The sequence below is a fragment of the Kitasatospora cineracea genome (genome assembly GCF_003751605.1).
GTDB classification, from domain to species: Bacteria; Actinomycetota; Actinomycetes; order Streptomycetales; family Streptomycetaceae; genus Kitasatospora; species Kitasatospora cineracea.
The window spans coordinates 2,348,556-2,366,609 of sequence record NZ_RJVJ01000001.1; the positions used below are offsets into that span (position 1 = coordinate 2,348,556).

Genomic DNA, 18,054 nt, shown 5'->3' on the forward strand with positions numbered 1-18,054 from the left:
CCGGTACAGCTCGGCGGGGCAGCGCCTCCACGGTAGTTGAGGGCTCATCAGTTGGGGAGGCGGCGGGCCGATTTCACCCGATCGAGCTATCAAGTTGTGACCCGCCGCCCTTTCCGTTCACGCGGAACGGATCAACTGGCCCGGTGCACCTTGTGGTTGGCGGCCTGGGCGCGGGGCCGGACCACCAGCAGGTCGATGTTCACGTGGGCGGGCCGGGTGACCGCCCAGGAGACGGTGTCGGCGACGTCCTCCGAGGTGAGCGGCTCGGCGACGCCCGCGTAGACCGCGTCCGCCTTCTCCCGGTCGCCGCGGAAGCGGGTCAGCGCGAAGCCCTCCGACTTCACCATGCCGGGCGCGATCTCGATCACCCGGACCGGCTCGGCCACGAGTTCGAGGCGCAGGGTCTGGGCCACCGAGTGGACGGCGTGCTTGGCCGCCACGTACCCGCCGCCGCCCTCGTACGCGGCCAGCGCCGCGGTCGAGGACATGATCAGCACGGTGCCCCCGCCGGTGGCGCGCAGCGCGGGCAGCAGCGCCTGGGTCAGGTGCAGCACGCCGATCACGTTGACCTCGTACATGGTGCGCCAGTCCGCCGGGTCGCCGTTCTCGACGCTCTCCGCGCCGAGCGCGCCGCCCGCGTTGTTCACCAGCACGTCGACCCGGCCCACCTCGGCGGCGAACGCGTCCACCGCGGCCCGGTCGGTGACGTCCAGGGTGTAGGGGCGGCCGCCGATCTCCTTCGCCAGCGCCTCGATCCGCTCGGTGCGGCGGGCGGTCAGCACCACCTCGAAGCCGTCCGCGGCCAGTCGGCGGGCGGTCGCCGCCCCGATTCCGCTGCTGGCGCCGGTGACCACGGCCACCTTCTGCTCGGTCATGTTCGTGCACTCCTCGTGTGTCCGGTCGGTGGACTGATCATCCCAAGGAGCGGGTTGCGGATGTTGTGAGCAAGGTCCCAGCCGTGGCATCTGTCTGCTCCCGACGGGGCACGGCTACATTGCGTATCCAGCCGACCCGTTAATCGGCGCTAACCCTCACACCTTTCCCCGCGGAGGACACCCATGGCAGCCGAGCCCCGCCGCACCGAGTCGGGCCTGCCGATCGAGCCGGTGTACGGCCCCGACACCCTGGACGGCTTCGACGCCGCGAGCCGGCTCGGCGCGCCCGGCCGGTACCCGTTCACCCGCGGCGTGTACCCGACCATGTACACCGGCAAGCCGTGGACGATGCGCCAGTACGCCGGCTTCGGCACCGCCGCCGAGTCCAACGCCCGCTACAAGCAGCTCATCGCCAACGGCACCATGGGCCTGTCGGTGGCCTTCGACCTGCCGACCCAGATGGGCTACGACTCGGACGCCGCGATCTCGCACGGCGAGGTCGGCAAGGTCGGCGTGGCGATCGACAGCGTCGAGGACATGAACGTGCTCTTCGGCGGCATCCCGCTCGGCGAGGTCTCCACCTCGATGACCATCAACGCGCCCGGCTCGCTGCTGCTGCTGCTCTACCAGCTGGTCGGCGAGGCCCAGGGCGTGCCGTCGAACAAGCTCACCGGCACCATCCAGAACGACGTGCTCAAGGAGTACATCGCCCGCGGCACGTACATCTTCCCGCCCAAGCCCAGCCTGCGGCTGATCGCCGACGTGTTCCAGTACTGCCGGGCCGAGATCCCCAAGTGGAACACCATCTCCATCTCCGGCTACCACATGGCCGAGGCCGGGGCGAACCCCGCGCAGGAGATCGCCTTCACCCTCGCCAACGGCATCGAGTACGTCCGCACCGCGGTCGCCGCCGGGATGGACGTCGACGACTTCGCGCCCCGGCTCTCCTTCTTCTTCGTCTCCCGCACCACGCTGCTGGAGGAGGTCGCCAAGTTCCGTGCCGCGCGCCGGATCTGGGCCCGCGTCATGAAGGAGGAGTTCGGCGCGAAGAACCCCAAGTCGCAGATGCTGCGCTTCCACACCCAGACCGCCGGCGTCCAGCTCACCGCCCAGCAGCCCGAGGTCAACCTGGTCCGGGTCTCGGTGCAGGCGCTCGCCGCGGTGCTGGGCGGCACCCAGTCGCTGCACACCAACTCCTTCGACGAGGCGATCGCCCTGCCGACCGAGAAGTCCGCCCGGCTCGCGCTGCGCACCCAGCAGGTGCTCGCCTTCGAGACCGACGTCACCGCCACCGTCGACCCGTTCGCCGGCTCCTACGTGGTCGAGGCGATGACGGACGAGATGGAGGCCGCCGCGCTGGAGCTGATGGCCAAGGTCGAGGACATGGGCGGCGCCGTCGCCGCCATCGAACAGGGCTACCAGAAGGGCGAGATCGAGCGCACCGCGTACCGCATCCAGCAGGAGCAGGACTCCGGCGAGCGGACCGTGGTCGGCGTCAACCGCTTCCAGCTCGCCGAGGAGGAGCCCTACGAGCCGCTGCGGGTCGACCCGGCGATCGAGGCCCAGCAGGCCGAGCGGCTGGCCCGGCTGCGGTCCGACCGGGACACCTCGGCCGTCGACCGGGCGCTGTCGCAGCTGCGCAAGGCCGCGGAGGGCACCGACAACGTGCTCTACCCGATGAAGGAGGCCCTGGCGGCCCGGGCCACGGTCGGCGAGGTCTGCGACGCGCTGCGCGGCGTGTGGGGGACGTACGTGCCGGTCGACCGGTTCTGAGCCGCCGCGCCGCAAGGGGCGGCGGCGCTCCGGCGGTGCGACCCGCCGCCGGTGCCGCGACCTTGCCGGCGTGCGCCCTCCGCTTCGCGCGGTTCCCCGCGCCCCCGACGGGGCGCGGGAACGGGGAGAGGGGCTGCCGGGGGAATCCCCCGACAGCCCCTCCGCCGTGTGCCGCCGGTTACTTCTTGATGGCGAAGGACTTGAAGAAGTCCTTGCCCGGGGAGCCCAGGCCGGTGGCGGTGTCGTAGCCGCGGTCGGCCGAGAGGCCGAAGTCGGCGCCGATCTTGTAGAGGCGGACCCGGAGCGAGCCGCTCACCACGCCGAGGTCGACCACGTTGCCGCGCTTGGTGTGGACGGCGTCGTCGTTCACGTCGTGGAAGGCCTTGCTGCCGGCCCGGTCGTAGAGGGCCGGGTTGGCGAAGCCGAGGGCGCGGCCGCCGCGGGACTGGATGGCGTTGGCGAACATCGCGGCGGTCTCCGGGGCGGAGACCGAGGTGCCGCCGTAGCCGCCCTCGCTGTAGGCGCCGCCGTCGGTGAAGCCGACCAGGGTGGCGGCGACCAGGTCACCGCTCATGGCGATGTCGGGGGTGGCGCGCAGCGGGGTGGCGGACTTGGTGCCGTCGGCCGCGGTCTTGGAGATCCGGTCGGAGACGACGCCCTGCTGGTACCACGGCTGGGCGAAGTCCTTGGAGACGCCGCCGCCACCGCCGAAGTAGAAGGTGCCGGGGAACGGGCTCCAGGACTTCTGGTCGGCGGAGAGCACCGAGCGCAGGTCGCCCATCGAGACCTCGGCGCCGTACTTGCCGGCCTTGTTGTCCAGCTGGAGGGCGGTGCCGCCGACCGAGGTGACCCACGGCGAGGCGGACGGCCAGTCGGTCTGCGCCTGGTTGGTGTCCTTCTGGCAGTTGGCGCCGGTGGCGGCCGCGCCCGGGGAGCTGTCGCCGCAGTCGCCGGAGGAGAAGGTGAAGCCGATGCCGGTCACCGCGCCGAGCTGGAAGATCTGGTTGTCGGCGGCGACCACGGCCGGGTCGATGTCGCCCCCGGTGCCGTGCATGATCTCGCCCCAGGAGTTGGAGACGATGTCGGCCAGGTGCCCGTCGACGACCTTGGCCATCGCGTCGTACAGGTCCTCGTCGTAGCAGGAGTTGCCGCCGACGTAGACGACCTGCGCGTCGGGCGCGAGGCCGTGGACCATCTCGACGTCGAGCGCCTCCTCGCCGGCCCAGCCGGCCGGGCCGCCGCACTCGTCCTCGTGGGTCCACTTGTCCGGGGTGACGTACTCGGTGTACTGGCCCGGCTTGAACGGCTGGTCGCCGTGCAGCGAGGAGTAGTGGTTGGCGTCCTGCTCCATGGTGGACAGGCCGTAGGCGTCGATGATCGCCACCCGGGCGCCCTTGCCGGAGACCTTGGCGTCGGTGACGCCGTAGGCCTTGCGCAGCTGGGAGGGGACGTACGAGCAGGGGGCGAAGGGCTCGTTCTTCTCGTAGCCGACCGGGGCGCCCTTGGCGGTCTTGGAGCCGTAGCCGTCCTCGGAGCAGGTCGGCACGTCCGGCAGGGTGGCCGGGGCCTTCTTGTCCGGGGCGGCGAGCCGGGCGGCGGCGTTCGCGCGCTGCTCGGCCTCGCGCACCGAGGTGGCGGTCGAGCTGTTCTTGTGGATCGCGTCGGCCAGGCCGGAGACGGCCAGCACCGAGCCGGCCACCGCGGCGGGGACCTTGGCGTCGGCGGTGGGCGCGCGGTGGGTGCCGTCCGGGGTGCGGTAGTTGTGGAAGCCGGTGCCGAAGGCCTTGGCCATCGCGGCGGTGGAGCCGGCCACCTGCACGTAGTGGTCGGTGCTGGCGGAGACCGTCAGGCCCGCGCCGGTCACCCAGTCGGTGACGGCCTTGACCTGCTCCGGGCCGGCGCCGAACTTCGCCCGGACCTGGTCCGAGGTCAGGTACTGGCCGTAGGAGCCCGAGTTCGGGTCGGAGACGGCCTTGGCGAGTGCGGCCAGGCCGCTGGCGTCGCGGCCGGCCAGGTAGATCCGCGCGGTGGCCGGGGCGGCCGCGTCGGCGGCGCCGGCGTCGGCCTGCGGGGTGGCCCACTCGGGGTGGGTGCCGGGCAGCGCCTGGGCGCCGTCGCCGGCCGGGGTGGCGGCGGAGGCCGGAGCGACCGCGCCGAGGGTGGCGAGGATGAGTGCGGCGGCGACGGTGGCCGGTGCGATGCTCTTGGCGAGCTTGTTGCGCGCGATGGGCACGTCGGTCCCCCCTTCTCGTTCGATGGATCGTCGGCTGCCCCTCGTGAGGGCGTGACGAGGTGCGCCGCGAGCGGAAGACCCCCCACCGCGGCACCGGAGTTGACTGTGCGGAAGCTGTCTATTCGGACTGATGTACGCCACTCAAGAGCAGGTCCGAAAGCTTTACCCCCGCATGACTCGATCGGGGGAAACGTTTGACCGGGGCGCTCCGGGGCCCGCACGGAGCAGCCGCCGTGTCCGATCGCCGGTGCGGGTCGTTGCACAGGGGCAGGGGGGTCGGAACGAAGGGCGGCGAAACGAAGTGTCCTACCCACCCCAGCGGCCGCTATGCACCCATCCGGTGATCAGTTCTCCGGAACCCGGGCCAAAACCCCACCGTCGGCCTACTCTTGTCAAGGTGAACGATCCCCAGCCGGCAGCCGCCGCCACCGTCACCGCCGCCCGCCCGCCCGCCGACCTGCGCGCCCGGGTGGCGTCGTACCGGGACGAGTTGATCGAGCTGCGCCGTGACCTCCACCGGCACCCCGAGCTCGGCCGCCAGGAGTTCCGCACCACCCGGCTGCTGCGCGAGCGGCTGGTCGCCGCCGGGCTGGAGCCGCGGGTGCTGCCGGGCGGCACCGGGCTGCTGGTGGACCTCGTCCCGCCGGGCACCGCGCCGGGCACCCCGCTGCTGGCGTTCCGCGCCGACATCGACGCGCTGCCGATCGACGACGCCAAGCAGGACGTGCCATACCGCTCCACGCTCCCCGGCCGGGCGCACGCCTGCGGCCACGACGTGCACACCGCGGTGGTGCTCGGCACCGGCCTGGTGCTGGCCGAGGCGCTGGCCGCCGGGGAGTTGGCCCGCCCGGTGCGGCTGATCTTCCAGCCCGCCGAGGAGATGATGCCCGGCGGCGCGCTGGACGTCGTCGCGGCCGGCGGGATGGAGGGGGTCGGCCGGATCTTCGCCGTGCACTGCGACCCCAAGGTGCCGGTCGGCCGGATCGGGCTGAAGACCGGGGCGATCACCTCGGCCTGCGACAAGGTGCGGATCGCGCTGGACGGCCCGGGCGGGCACACCGCCCGCCCGCACCTGACCACCGACCTGGTCACCGCGGTGGCCAAGCTGGCCGCCGAGCTGCCCGCCGGGCTCTCCCGCCGGATGGACCCGCGCTGGGGCGTCTCGCTGGTGTGGGGGCGGATCGCGTCCGGCTCCGCGCCGAACGTGATCCCGCAGCACGCCGAACTGGAGGGCACCGTCCGCTGCCTGGAGCTGGCCGGCTGGCGGGAGACGCCGGAGGTGCTGGAGGAGCTGGTCGCGCACCTGGCCGAGACGCACCGCGCCAAGTGGACGCTGGACTACCACCGGGGCGTCCCGCCGGTGGTCAACGAGGCCGCGTCGATCGACCAGTTGGAGACCGCGATGAACGCCCGGTTCGCCGACGGGAGCGGCCCGGTGGTCGAGCCCACCGAGCAGAGCCTGGGCGGCGAGGACTTCTCCTGGTACCTGGAGCACGCCCCCGGCGCGCTGGCCCGGCTCGGGGTGCGCGGCCCGCACGAGAAGGGCTCGCGCGACCTCCACCAGGGCGACTTCGACGCGGACGAGCGGGCGATCGGCATCGGCGTCGAACTGTTCGCCGCGCTGGCGCTGGAGCACGCCCGGATCTGACCCGGTTCGCGCGCGCGGGGGCCCGGGGCCGAGGCCCCGGGCCCCCGCACTTCGGCGCGGCACCTTCTCGGCCTTCGGGAGGGGGGCGTACCGTGGTGGCCCGATACCAGCCGGTAATGAACATCGGGTTGATCATGTGTGCGGCTATGTCTGGATTTGCCTGGGCGTACGACCACATTTTGATAACAACCCGGGTGCCTCCGCAGGCCGTAACACAACCGTGTTCTACGCGCGTTACGGTGGCGCTCGACCACGCCAACCGGGTGTGTGAGAAGGAGAAACTCCCTTGCGCCGTTCACTCAAGCTCGCCGCGGTCGTGCTCTCGGGTTCCCTGGGCATCGCCTCGCTCGCCGCCTGCGGCGCAAAGAGCACCGACGACAAGTCCTCGGCCGGTGCCGGGGCCTCCGGTTTCAAGGTCGGCATGGCCTACGACATCGGCGGCCGCGGCGACCAGTCCTTCAACGACTCCGCCGCGCGCGGCCTGGACAAGGCCAAGAACGAGCTGGGCGCCACCGTGAACGAGGCCGAGGCCAAGTCCGGCGAGTCCGAGAGCGACCGCGAGCAGCGCCTCAAGTCCCTGGTGACCAGCGGCTTCAACCCGATCATCGCGGTCGGCTTCGCCTACCAGGACGCGGTGGACAAGGTCGCGGCGGAGAACCCGAACGTCAACTTCGCGATCATCGACTCCGCGGCGGCCGACCAGCCGAAGAACGTCACCTCGCTGACCTTCTCCGAGGAGCAGGGCTCCTACCTGGCCGGCGTGGCCGCGGCCAGCAAGTCGAAGACCAACCACATCGGCTTCATCGGTGGCGTGCAGTCCGAGCTGATCAAGAAGTTCGAGGCCGGCTACACCGCGGGCGCCAAGTCGGTGAACTCCGGCATCACCATCGACGTCACCTACCTGAGCACCCCGCCGGACACCTCCGGCTTCGCCGACCCGGGCAAGGGCAAGCAGGCCGCCCAGGGCCAGCTCGACAAGGGCGCCGACGTCATCTACTCGGCGGCCGGCTCCTCCGGCACCGGCGCGATCGAGGCCGTCTCCACCGCCGCCGGCGACAAGTGGGCCATCGGCGTCGACTCCGACCAAGCCAAGCAGCCGGCCCTGGAGAAGTACAAGACCCACATCCTCACCTCGATGGTCAAGAACGTGGACACCGCGGTGTTCACCTACATCAAGTCGGCCAAGGACGGCAACGTGCTGACCGGCGTGAAGAACTTCGACCTCAAGGAGGGCGGCGTCTCGCTGTCCGTCACCGGCGGCTACATCGACGACCTCAAGGCGAAGCTCGACGCCGCCACCCAGCAGATCACCAGCGGCCAGACCACGGTCCCGACCGCCCCGTAAGGACGGCAGCGGCCCGCCGCACCCCGCCCCCACCGGGCGGCGGACCGGCGGGCCCACCGGATCGCACGGCAGGGGCCCGGACGGATGCGCCCAGGCGCGCCCGCCCGGGCCCCTGCCGGTTCCGTCCCCACCGCCGCACCACGCCCCGGCCCCGCGGCGCGGCTCCTCCCGGGTTTCCCCCTGAGCCCTCAGCGCGACGAAGCGCCCGACGACCAGCAGGAGATCGCCATCACCCCCTCCGACTCCGTCCCGACGGACGGCACCCCCCGCGCGGGGACGGCGACACCTGCCGTCGAACTGCGCGGCATCACCAAGCGCTTCCCCGGCGTGGTGGCCAACCACGACATCGACATCACCGTGCAGCGGGGCACCGTCCACGCGCTGATGGGCGAGAACGGCGCGGGCAAGTCCACCCTGATGAAGATCCTCTACGGGATGCAGAAGCCGGACGAGGGCACCATCGCCATCGACGGCGAGCGGGTGGAGTTCTCCACCCCCGCGGACGCCATCGCACGCGGCATCGGGATGGTCCACCAGCACTTCATGCTGGCCGACAACTTCACCGTCTGGGAGAACATCGTCCTGGGCGGCGAGAGCCTGTACGGCATCGGCGCCAAGGCCAAGGCCCGGATCCGCGAGCTCTCCGACCAGTACGGCCTGGGCGTCAGGCCGGACGCGCTGGTCGAGGACCTGGGCGTGGCCGACCGGCAGCGCGTCGAGATCCTCAAGGTGCTCTACCGCGGCGCCCGGATCCTGATCCTGGACGAGCCGACCGCGGTCCTCGTCCCGCAGGAGGTCGACGCGCTGTTCGACAACCTGCGCGAGCTCAAGGCCGAGGGCGTCACCGTCATCTTCATCTCGCACAAGCTGCACGAGGTGCTCTCGGTGGCCGACGCGATCAGCGTGATCCGCCGCGGCACCACCGTCGGCGACGCCGACCCGCGCGAGGTGACCGCCCGCCAGCTCGCCGAGCTGATGGTCGGCGCCGAACTGCCCTCCCCGGAGAGCCGCGAGTCCACCGTCACCGACACCGAGATGCTCCGGGTCGAGGGCCTGCGGATCGCCAAGCCGGACGCCGAGGGCGTCGAGCGGATCGTCCTGGACGACGTCTCGCTGCGGATCCGCAAGGGCGAGATCCTCGGCATCGCCGGCGTCGAGGGCAACGGCCAGGCCGAACTGGTCGAGGCCATCATGGGCATGCTGCCGCTGGACGCCGGCACCGTCGTGCTGGACGGCGCCGACCTGACCCGCACCCTGACCCGGACCCGCCGCGAGGCCGGCATCGGCTACATCCCCGAGGACCGGCACCGGCACGGCCTGCTGCTGGAAGCCCCGCTGTGGGAGAACCGGATCCTCGGCCACGTCACCGAGCGGCCCAACTCCAAGGGCGTGCTGCTCGACCTGGTCGGCGCCCGCGCCGACACCCAGCGGATCGTCGAGGAGTACGACGTCCGCACCCCCGGCATCGAGGTCACCGCGGCCTCGCTGTCCGGCGGCAACCAGCAGAAGCTGATCATCGGCCGGGAGATGAGCCACTCCCCGAAGCTGCTGATCGCCGCCCACCCCACCCGCGGCGTGGACGTCGGCGCGCAGGCCCAGATCTGGGAGCAGATCCGCTCCGCCCAGCGCGACGGCCTCGCGGTGCTGCTGATCTCCGCCGACCTGGACGAGCTGATCGGCCTGTCCGACACCATCCGGGTGATCTACCGCGGCCGCCTGGTCGCCGACGCCGACCCGGCCACCGTCACCGCCGAGGACCTGGGCAGTGCGATGACCGGCGCCGCCACCGGCCACATCGAGTCCGACCCGGAGGCCGTCGCCGAGGCGCAGGCCCTCGCGGCCGAGGCCACCGAGGCCGCCGCCGAGGCGACCCCGCCCACCGACACCGCCGACGACGAGCAGGCGGGGGAGTAACCACATGACCAGTCCCAACCCCCCGGCCGCACCCGCGGCCAAGCGGTCGCTGCGCGAGCGCGTCGACCTGGAGCGGATCGGCCTCGCGCTGGCCGCCCCCGTGCTGGCGGTGCTGCTGTCGCTGATCATCGCCGGCACCCTGCTGGCGGTCTCCGGCCGCGACCCGTTCGACGCGTTCTCCATCATGTGGAACTACGGCACCGCGTCCGACGGCCAGGTCGCCACCCTGAACAAGGCCATCGTGTACTACCTGGCCGCGGCCGCCGCCGCGTTCGGGTTCCGGATGAACCTGTTCAACATCGGCATCGAGGGCCAGTACAAGCTGGCCATGCTGTTCGCCGCGTACGTCGGCAGCCAGATCGACCTGCCGGCCTTCGTGCAGATCCCGCTGCTGCTGGTGGTCGCCATGTGCGTCGGCGGCCTGTGGGCGTCGATCGCCGGCCTGCTGAAGGTCTACCGGGGCGTCAGCGAGGTCATCTCGACCATCATGCTGAACGCCATCGCCGTCGCGCTGATCGGCGTGCTGCTGGTGCCGGGCGTGCTCGCGCCGAAGACCAGCGGGACCACCAACTCGATCCAGACCGGCAAGATCTCCGAGTCCAGCCGGTTCTTCTCGTTCGAGACCCAGGGCGGCACCCTGTGGGGCTTCCTGGTGATCGCGGTGCTGGTCGGCGTGGTCTTCCACTTCACCCTGAACCGCACCCGGTTCGGCTTCGACCTGCGCGCCACCGGCCGCTCGGAGAGCGCCGCGGGCGCCTCCGGCGTCAACGTCAAGCGCATGGTGATCACCTCGATCGTGGTCTCCGGCGCGCTGGCCGGCCTGGTCGGCCTGCCCGAACTCATGCAGAACACCCCGTACTTCGGGCAGAACGTGCAGAGCGGCCTCGGCTTCATCGGCATCTCGGTGGCGCTGCTCGGCCGCAACACCCCGATCGGCATCGCGTTCTCGGCGCTGCTGTTCGCCTTCCTGGACGCCTCCGGCGCCCAGCTGCCCACCCGGGGCGACTACCCGGCCGAGATCATCCCGGTGATCCAGGGCACCATCGTCATCTGCGTCGTCGTGGCCTACGAACTGGTGCGCCGCTACGGCCTCAAGCGCCAGCAGCAGAAGGTCGGCGCCGAGCTCGCCGCGCAGGCTGCCGCGGCCGCCCAGAAGGAGGTCGCGGCATGAGCACCGCAGTCGCCGACAAGCCCAAGACGCCGGCCGCCCCCGCGAAGCGGGCCAAGCTCACCTGGCCGGTGGTGCTGCTGCTGATCGCGCTCGCCCTGGTGCTGTTCGCCGCCGTCGGCGCCGCCACCGGCAACCACGGCCTGACCTCCTCCGGCCAGATCACCGCCGCGCTGGCCTCCGCCGTCCCGATCGCCATGGCCGGCCTCGGCGGCCTCTGGGCGGAGCGCGCGGGCGTGGTCAACATCGGCCTCGAAGGCATGATGGTGGCCGGCACCTTCTGCGGCGCCTGGGGCGGCTTCCTGGTCAACCCGTGGGTCGGCCTGCTGGCCGGCATGGCGGGCGGCGCGCTCGGCGGCCTGCTGCACGCGCTGGTCACCGTCACCTTCGGCGTCGACCACATCGTCTCCGGCGTCGGCATCAACCTGCTGATCCCCGGCATCTGCGCCTACGTCAACCGGATCTACTACAAGGACTACGTGAACGACGGCGCCGGCGCGAACCAGTCGCCGCCCGCCGACGCGCTGCCCACCTTCACCTTCCCCGGCCTCTCCGGCTGGCTGGACGGCATCGAGCAGCACCACTGGTTCCTGGTCTCCGACGTGGCGGGCATCGTCCGCGGCCTGGTCACCGACCTGTCGGTGGTCACCCTGATCGCCGCCGCGCTGCTGGTCGCCAGCTACTTCCTGCTCTGGCGCACCGTGTTCGGCCTGCGGCTGCGCTCCTGCGGCGAGAACCCGACCGCCGCCGAGTCGCTGGGCGTCAACGTCTACAAGTACAAGTACCTCGCGGTGGTCGCCTCCGGCGCCTTCGCGGGCCTCGGCGGCGCCTACCTGTCGCTGGTCGCCGCGCACTTCTACCGGGACGGCCAGACCCAGGGCCGCGGCTTCATCGGCCTGGCCGCGATGATCTTCGGCAACTGGATGCCGGGCGGCCTGGCCGCCGGCGCGGGCCTGTTCGGCTTCACCGACAGCCTCCAGCTGCGCGACGCCGACTCGGTGCACGTGCTGCTGCTGGTGGTCGCCATCGCCATGGCGCTGCTCGCGCTCTGGCAGTTCTACCGCCGCAAGCTCACCGCCGGCGTGATCAGCCTGGTCGTCGCGGGCGGCACCGCCACCTGGTACGCCTGCACCGACCAGGTGCAGCGCCCGCTGATCGTCGCCACCCCGTACGTCATCACCCTGGTGGTGCTCGCGCTGGCCTCGCAGCGGCTGCGGATGCCCAAGGCCGACGGCCAGGTCTACCGCAAGGGGCAGGCCAAGTGACGGCCGTCGAGGTCGGGGACGTCGACTGGGAGGCGCTGCGGGAGGCCGCCCGGGCCGCGATGCGGCACGCGTACGCGCCCTACAGCAAGTACCCGGTCGGGGCCGCGGCCCTGGTCGAGGACGGCCGCACGGTGGTCGGCTGCAACGTGGAGAACGCCTCCTACGGCCTCGGCCTGTGCGCCGAGTGCGGGCTGGTCTCCGCGCTGCACGCCTCCGGCGGCGGCCGGCTGGTCGCCTTCACCTGCGTGGACGGCGGCGGCGAGCTGCTGATGCCGTGCGGGCGCTGCCGCCAGCTGCTGTACGAGCACGGCGGGCCCGAGCTGCTGGTCGAACTGCCCTCCGGGGTGCGGCCGATGAGCGAGGTGCTGCCGGACGCGTTCGGGCCGGACAAGTTGTAGCTGTTTGCGCGGTTACGCGCGTAGAGTGTCGCGGGGGACATCCCGCGGCACTCTACGCATTTCACCTCTTACGGCCACCTCTTCTGGAGCACGTGTATGGACGCCATCTCCGTCATCCGGGCCAAGCGCGACCGGGGCGAACTGACCGACCCCCAGATCGACTGGGTCATCGACGCCTACACCCGCGGCGAGGTCGCCGACGAGCAGATGTCCGCCCTGGCCATGGCCATCCTGCTGAACGGCATGACGGCCCGCGAGATCAGCCGCTGGACCGACGCCATGATCCGCTCCGGCGAGCGGATGGACTTCTCCTCGCTCGGCGTCCCCACCGCCGACAAGCACTCCACCGGCGGCGTCGGCGACAAGATCACCCTCCCGCTCGCCCCGCTGGTCGCCGCCTGCGGCGCCGCCGTCCCCCAGCTCTCCGGCCGCGGCCTCGGCCACACCGGCGGCACCCTCGACAAGCTCGAGTCCATCCCCGGCTGGCGCGCCCTGCTCTCCAACGAGGAGATGCTCGACGTGCTGCGCGGCTGCGGCGCCGTCATCTGCGCCGCCGGCGACGGGCTCGCCCCCGCCGACAAGAAGCTCTACGCCCTGCGCGACGTCACCGGCACCGTCGAGGCCATCCCGCTGATCGCCTCCTCGATCATGTCCAAGAAGATCGCCGAAGGCACCGGCGCCCTCGTCCTGGACGTCAAGGTCGGCTCCGGCGCCTTCATGAAGAACCTCGACGACGCCCGCGAACTCGCCCGCACCATGGTCGGGTTGGGCCGCTCGGCCGGCGTCGCCACGGTCGCCCTGCTCACCGACATGTCCACCCCGCTCGGGCTCACCGCCGGCAACGCGCTCGAAGTCCGCGAGTCGGTCGAGGTGCTGGCCGGCGGCGGCCCCGCCGACGTCGTCGAACTCACCCTCGCCCTCGCCCGCGAGATGCTCGCCGCCGCGGGCGTCCACGGCAAGGACCCCGCCGACGCCCTGCGCGACGGCACCGCCATGGACCACTGGCGCCGCATGATCACCGCCCAGGGCGGCGACCCCGACGCCCCCCTCCCGGTCGCCCGCGAGACCCACGTCGTCCCCGCCCCCGCCACCGGCGTCCTCACCGCCCTCGACGCCTACGCCGTCGGCGTCGCCGCCTGGCGCCTCGGCGCCGGCCGCGCCCGCAAGGAGGACCCGGTCCAGGCCGGCGCCGGCGTCGAACTCCACGCCAAGCCGGGGGACCCGGTGACCGCCGGCCAGCCCCTGCTCACCCTGCACACCGACACCCCCGAGCGCTTCGACTACGCCCTGGAGGCCCTGGAGGGCGCCGTCACCGTCGCCCCGGCGGGCACCGTCTTCACCCCGGCCCCGATCGTGCTGGACCGGATCGGCTAGCCGTGCGCCCGGCGTCCTGCTACGCGGAGCAGGTGCGCAGGACGCCGGTGCCCGGGCGGGGGTCGACCAGGAGGCGGAGCGGGGTGCCCGTGGCCGCGTGGTCGCGGGCCTTGTCCCGGTCGCCGGTAGCCGGTCGCCGGGCTGTGCGGGGCGACGACCTCGACGGCGACTCGACGGCGAGGAGGGGACGGGAGGCCGAGGCCGGGGCGGCGCAGCAGGCTCGGGTGCGGGGCCTGCAGGGGATGGCCCGGGACTGCCCGTTCGGGCGCCGCGAGCCGGGCGGCCGGTCGGCGGCGGAGCAGTTCCACGGTGGCGCCGTGCCGCGGGCCCGGGGCGAGCGCGAGGTGGACCGTGCCGCCGGCGGTCTCCGGAGCCCGCGGGTCCGCCACCGCGGGCACCGGATCGGCCGTCGCCCGCGGCGCCCGGTACTCGTCGGTCATGCCCGGACGGCAGCGCCCTCGGCGCGGCGGGTCGCGTGCGCGCGGCGGGTGGCGTACAGGGTGACGCCGGCCGCGCAGGCCATGGCGGTGAGGGCGACGGCGGTGGTGCCGGACCAGCCGGTGGAGTGGTAGGCGTCGGCGCCGAGGGTGCCGCCGAGGCTGTTGCCCAGGTAGTAGGCGATCAGGTAGAGGGCGGAGGCCTGGGCGCGGCCGGTGGCGGCGGTGCGGCCGACGGCGGAGGAGGCGGTGGCGTGGCCGGCGAAGAAGCCGGCGGTGATCAGGACCAGGCCGAGGACCGCGCAGAGCAGGGAGCCGGCGAGGGAGAGCAGCAGGCCGGCGGTGGTGGTGCCGATCGCCAGGTAGAGGGTGCCGCGGCGGCCGCAGCGGGCGGTCAGCCGGCCCGCGGAGGCGGAGGACGCGGTGCCGACCAGGTAGACCACGAAGATCGAGGCGGCCACCGACTCCGGGAGGTGGAAGGGCGCGGCGGTCAGCCGGTAGCCGACCGTGTTGTAGACCGCGCCGAACACGGCCATGAACAGCATCCCCAGCGCGTACAGCCGCAGCAGCAGCGGGTTGCGCAGGTGCGCGGTGACGGTGGCGGCCAGGGCCCGGGCGTCGACGGGGGCGCGGCGGAAGTGCCGGGCGCGGGGGACCAGGGCGCGGAAGGCGAGCGCGGCGAGCAGCGCCAGGGCGGCCGAGACCGCCAGCCCCCAGCGCCAGCCCCAGGCGGCCGCGGCCCAGCCGGAGACCAGCCGGCCGCCCATCCCGCCGATCGAGTTGCCCGCCACGTACAGCCCCATCGCGGAGGCCAGCGCCGACGGGTGCACCTCTTCGGCGAGGTAGGCCATCGCGGTGGCGGGCAGACCGGCCAGGGCCGCGCCCTGCACCGCGCGCAGCACCACCAGGGTGGTGAGGTCCGGGGCGAACGGCAGGGCCACGGCGAGCAGCGCGGCGGCCAGGGTGGAGGCCGTCATCACGGCGGTGCGCCCGTAGCGGTCGGACAGGGCGCTGGCCGGGAGCAGGGCGAGGGCGAGTCCGAGGGTGGAGGCGGAGGCCGTCCAGCTGGCCTGACCGGGTGTCAGGCCGAGGTCGGCGGAGAGGATCGGCAGCAGGCCCTGGGTCGAGTACAGCAGGACGAAGGTGGCCACTCCCGCCGCGAACAGGGCGAGGTTGGCGCGGCGGAAGTCCCGGCTGCCGGGGCGCAGGCGCAGGTCGGCGGGGGTGCGGGTGGGGGCGGGCGCGGACGCCTCGGTACTGGCGGGCTGCATGGTGTCGACGCTAGGCCCGGGCCGCTTGATGCGTCCAATGCATGAATGGGGGAGCATTGATGCCATGACGCATGAGAGCAGCTCCGGGCCCACCCGCCTCGCCGAACTCGGCCCGGACGCCGATGTGACCCTGCTCGCACCGCAGTTGGCGGAGTTCGCGGCGGTCGCCCGGCTCGAGCACGTCACCCAGGCCGCCCAGCTGCTCGGCATGCCGCAGCCCACCCTGTCGCGCGCCATCGCCCGGCTGGAGGCCGACCTGGGCGTCGGCCTGCTCGCCCGGCAGGGCCGCACCGTCCGGCTCACCCGCTCCGGCCGGATCCTGCTGGACGCCGTCGAACGGGCCCTCGCCGAGGTCGAGCGCGGCGTCGAGGCGGCCCGCGCGGAGGCCGACCCGGCGGCCGGGCGGGTCGCCTTCGGCTTCCTGCACACCATGGGCACGGACGCCGTCCCCGCCCTGCTGCGCGGCTTCCGGGCCGGGCACCCGCGGGTGCGCTTCCAGCTGGTCCAGGACTACGTGGCCGCGATGCTGGAGCGCCTGCGGGCCGGGGAGCTCGACCTGTGCCTGGTCTCCCCGCTCCCGGACGAACCCGGCCTGACCGCCCGGCCGCTGGACGAGCAGCGGCTCTTCCTCACCGTCCCCGCCGACCACCGCCTCGCGGCCCGCCGCCGGATCCGGCTCGCCGAGGTCGCGCAGGAGAGCTGGGTGACGGTCGAGGAGGGGTACGGGCTGCGCCACATCATGGAGGGCTTCTGCGCGGAGGCCGGGTTCACCCCGCGGATCGCCTTCGAGGGCGAGGAGGTCGAGACCCTGCGCGGCCTGGTCGCGGCCGGCCTCGGCGTCGCGCTGCTCCCGCCCGCGCTGGTCCCCCGCCCCGGCGTCGTCGAACTGGAGGTCACCGCGCCCCGCACCCGCCGGGCCATCGGCCTCGCCTGGCACGCGAACCGCCCGCTCACGCCGCCGGCGGCGGCCTTCCGCGACTTCGTGCTCTCGCGGCGGGGGAGCATCCTGGCGCACGACTAGGCCCGGGGCGGGTAGGCCCGGGGCGGGCGGGGAACCGGCGTGGTGGTAGGCAATCTACGCGCGTAGGGGCTATGCTCCGGCAATGGAGAAGCAGATCAGTGCAATCGCGGGCACCACGGCCCCGCGCGTTCCCACCCCCGAGCAGATCGTCCGGGCGCCGAAGGTGCTGCTGCACGACCACCTGGACGGCGGGCTGCGGCCGGAGACGATCGTCGAACTGGCCGCCGACTGCGGCTACCGGGGGCTGCCGACCACCGACCCGAAGGAGCTCGGGGAGTGGTTCCGGGAGGCGGCCGACTCCGGGTCGCTGGAGCGGTACCTGGAGACCTTCGCGCACACCTGCGCGGTGATGCAGACCCGGGCGGCGCTGGTGCGGGTGGCCGCGGACTGCGCGGAGGACCTGGCCGCCGACGGGGTGGTGTACGCCGAGGTGCGGTACGCGCCGGAGCAGCACCTGGAGGCCGGGCTGAGCCTGGACGAGGTGGTGGAGGCCGTCAACGAGGGCTTCCGGCTGGGCGAGGCCAACGCCCGGGCGCGCGGGCGGCGGATCCGGGTCGGGACGCTGCTGACGGCGATGCGGCACGCCGCCCGTTCGCAGGAGATCGCCGAGCTGGCGAACCGGCACCGGGACCGCGGCGTGGTCGGCTTCGACATCGCGGGCGCCGAGGCGGGCCACCCGCCGACCCGGCACCAGGCGGCGTTCGACTACCTCAAGGGCGAGAACAACCACTTCACCATCCACGCGGGCGAGGCGTTCGGCCTGCCGTCGATCTGGGAGGCGCTGCAGTGCTGCGGCGCGGACCGGCTCGGCCACGGGGTGCGGATCGTGGACGACATCACGGTCGGTGCGGACGGCCGGGTCGAGCTGGGCCGGCTGGCCGCGTACGTCCGGGACAAGCGGATCCCGCTGGAGATGTGCCCGACCTCGAACCTGCAGACCGGCGCGGCCCCCTCGTACGCCGAGCACCCGCTCGGGCTGCTGGCCCGGCTGAAGTTCCGGGTCACCGTCAACACCGACAACCGGCTGATGAGCGGCACCTCGATGAGCCGCGAGTTCGCGCACCTGGTGGAGGCGTTCGGGTACACCCTGGCGGACCTGGAGTGGTTCACCGTCAACGCGATGAAGTCGGCGTTCCTGCCGTTCGACGAGCGGCTGGCGATGATCAGCGACGTGATCAAGCCCGGGTACGCCGAGCTGAAGGCGGAGTGGCTGTTCGGCCCGCGCGGCTAGCGGACCGGCGCAGCTCCGGCGTCCAGGGAGATGGTCGGACTTATCACTCTCCGGAGTGGTCGGGCTTTGAAGGGTGCGGGGACTTCTCACTACGGTGGGCC

Annotated in this window: 13 protein-coding genes; 10 read left to right on the forward strand and 3 right to left on the reverse strand. The window is 72.9% G+C overall.

Features of this window, described 5'->3' with window-relative positions; genetic code table 11:
• Positions 1 to 131: 131 nt before the first annotated feature.
• Complete coding sequence (locus EDD39_RS10875; protein ID WP_123555159.1) at positions 132 to 875, reverse strand: SDR family oxidoreductase; 744 nt, start codon at positions 873 to 875, stop codon at positions 132 to 134.
• Positions 876 to 1,058: 183 nt separating this feature from the next.
• On the opposite strand from EDD39_RS10875, the gene EDD39_RS10880 reads away from it, so the two are divergent.
• Complete coding sequence (locus EDD39_RS10880) at positions 1,059 to 2,648, forward strand: acyl-CoA mutase large subunit family protein (RefSeq protein WP_123555161.1); 1,590 nt, start codon at positions 1,059 to 1,061, stop codon at positions 2,646 to 2,648.
• 178 nt (positions 2,649 to 2,826) lie between these two features.
• Here EDD39_RS10880 and EDD39_RS10885 read toward each other — a convergent pair whose 3' ends face one another.
• Positions 2,827 to 4,881 carry a S53 family peptidase gene (locus tag EDD39_RS10885; RefSeq protein WP_244256671.1) on the reverse strand — a complete coding sequence of 685 codons (2,055 nt, stop codon included), beginning with the start codon at positions 4,879 to 4,881 and terminating at the stop codon, positions 2,827 to 2,829.
• A gap of 397 nt (positions 4,882 to 5,278) precedes the next feature.
• Here EDD39_RS10885 and EDD39_RS10890 point away from each other — a divergent pair, with 397 nt between their 5' ends.
• From EDD39_RS10890 to EDD39_RS10920, 7 genes are all read left to right on the forward strand, one after another.
• Positions 5,279 to 6,529 carry an amidohydrolase gene (locus EDD39_RS10890; RefSeq protein WP_425269676.1) on the forward strand — a complete coding sequence of 417 codons (1,251 nt, stop codon included), beginning with the start codon at positions 5,279 to 5,281 and terminating at the stop codon, positions 6,527 to 6,529.
• A 286-nt stretch (positions 6,530 to 6,815) separates the two neighbouring features.
• A complete protein-coding gene (locus EDD39_RS10895) occupies positions 6,816 to 7,874 on the forward strand; it encodes a BMP family lipoprotein (protein ID WP_123555163.1) in 1,059 nt (352 codons plus the stop codon).
• Positions 7,875 to 7,958: 84 nt separating this feature from the next.
• Positions 7,959 to 9,788: an ABC transporter ATP-binding protein gene (locus EDD39_RS10900; protein WP_244256672.1), complete on the forward strand. Its 1,830-nt coding sequence runs from the start codon at positions 7,959 to 7,961 to the stop codon at positions 9,786 to 9,788.
• A 4-nt stretch (positions 9,789 to 9,792) separates the two neighbouring features.
• On the forward strand, positions 9,793 to 10,959 hold the full coding sequence (locus tag EDD39_RS10905; RefSeq protein ID WP_051816391.1) for an ABC transporter permease: 1,167 nt from the start codon (positions 9,793 to 9,795) through the stop codon (positions 10,957 to 10,959).
• Entirely contained in the window at positions 10,956 to 12,221 is a 1,266-nt protein-coding gene (locus EDD39_RS10910) for an ABC transporter permease (RefSeq protein WP_123555165.1), read from the forward strand. The genes EDD39_RS10905 and EDD39_RS10910 overlap by 4 nt, the downstream gene beginning before the upstream one ends.
• Positions 12,218 to 12,619, forward strand: coding sequence for a cytidine deaminase (locus tag EDD39_RS10915; RefSeq protein ID WP_123555167.1), 402 nt, complete (start codon positions 12,218 to 12,220; stop codon positions 12,617 to 12,619). Before EDD39_RS10910 ends, EDD39_RS10915 begins: the two co-directional genes overlap by 4 nt.
• 96 nt (positions 12,620 to 12,715) lie before the next feature.
• The gene (locus tag EDD39_RS10920; protein ID WP_123555169.1) at positions 12,716 to 13,993 is read left to right on the forward strand and encodes a thymidine phosphorylase; all 1,278 of its coding nucleotides are present in this window, start codon (positions 12,716 to 12,718) and stop codon (positions 13,991 to 13,993) included.
• 436 nt (positions 13,994 to 14,429) lie between these two features.
• Here EDD39_RS10920 and EDD39_RS10925 read toward each other — a convergent pair whose 3' ends face one another.
• Entirely contained in the window at positions 14,430 to 15,701 is a 1,272-nt protein-coding gene (locus tag EDD39_RS10925) for an MFS transporter (protein WP_123555171.1), read from the reverse strand.
• A gap of 64 nt (positions 15,702 to 15,765) precedes the next feature.
• On the opposite strand from EDD39_RS10925, the gene EDD39_RS10930 reads away from it, so the two are divergent.
• Positions 15,766 to 16,722, forward strand: a complete 957-nt coding sequence (locus tag EDD39_RS10930; RefSeq protein WP_123555174.1) for a LysR family transcriptional regulator — start codon at positions 15,766 to 15,768, stop codon at positions 16,720 to 16,722.
• Positions 16,723 to 16,804: 82 nt separating this feature from the next.
• Positions 16,805 to 17,953, forward strand: coding sequence for an adenosine deaminase (locus EDD39_RS10935; RefSeq protein ID WP_123555175.1), 1,149 nt, complete (start codon positions 16,805 to 16,807; stop codon positions 17,951 to 17,953).
• Positions 17,954 to 18,054 lie beyond the last annotated feature (101 nt).

Coding starts and splice junctions, on each gene's coding strand:
- EDD39_RS10935 (WP_123555175.1), top strand. CDS start 16,805: ATGGAGAAGCAGATCAGTGCAATCGCGGGCACCACGGCCCCGCGCGTT.
- EDD39_RS10900 (WP_244256672.1), top strand. CDS start 7,959: ATGCGCCCAGGCGCGCCCGCCCGGGCCCCTGCCGGTTCCGTCCCCACC.
- EDD39_RS10930 (WP_123555174.1), top strand. CDS start 15,766: ATGACGCATGAGAGCAGCTCCGGGCCCACCCGCCTCGCCGAACTCGGC.
- EDD39_RS10875 (WP_123555159.1), bottom strand. CDS start 875: ATGACCGAGCAGAAGGTGGCCGTGGTCACCGGCGCCAGCAGCGGAATC.
- EDD39_RS10920 (WP_123555169.1), top strand. CDS start 12,716: ATGGACGCCATCTCCGTCATCCGGGCCAAGCGCGACCGGGGCGAACTG.
- EDD39_RS10910 (WP_123555165.1), top strand. CDS start 10,956: ATGAGCACCGCAGTCGCCGACAAGCCCAAGACGCCGGCCGCCCCCGCG.
- EDD39_RS10925 (WP_123555171.1), bottom strand. CDS start 15,701: ATGCAGCCCGCCAGTACCGAGGCGTCCGCGCCCGCCCCCACCCGCACC.
- EDD39_RS10905 (WP_051816391.1), top strand. CDS start 9,793: ATGACCAGTCCCAACCCCCCGGCCGCACCCGCGGCCAAGCGGTCGCTG.
- EDD39_RS10880 (WP_123555161.1), top strand. CDS start 1,059: ATGGCAGCCGAGCCCCGCCGCACCGAGTCGGGCCTGCCGATCGAGCCG.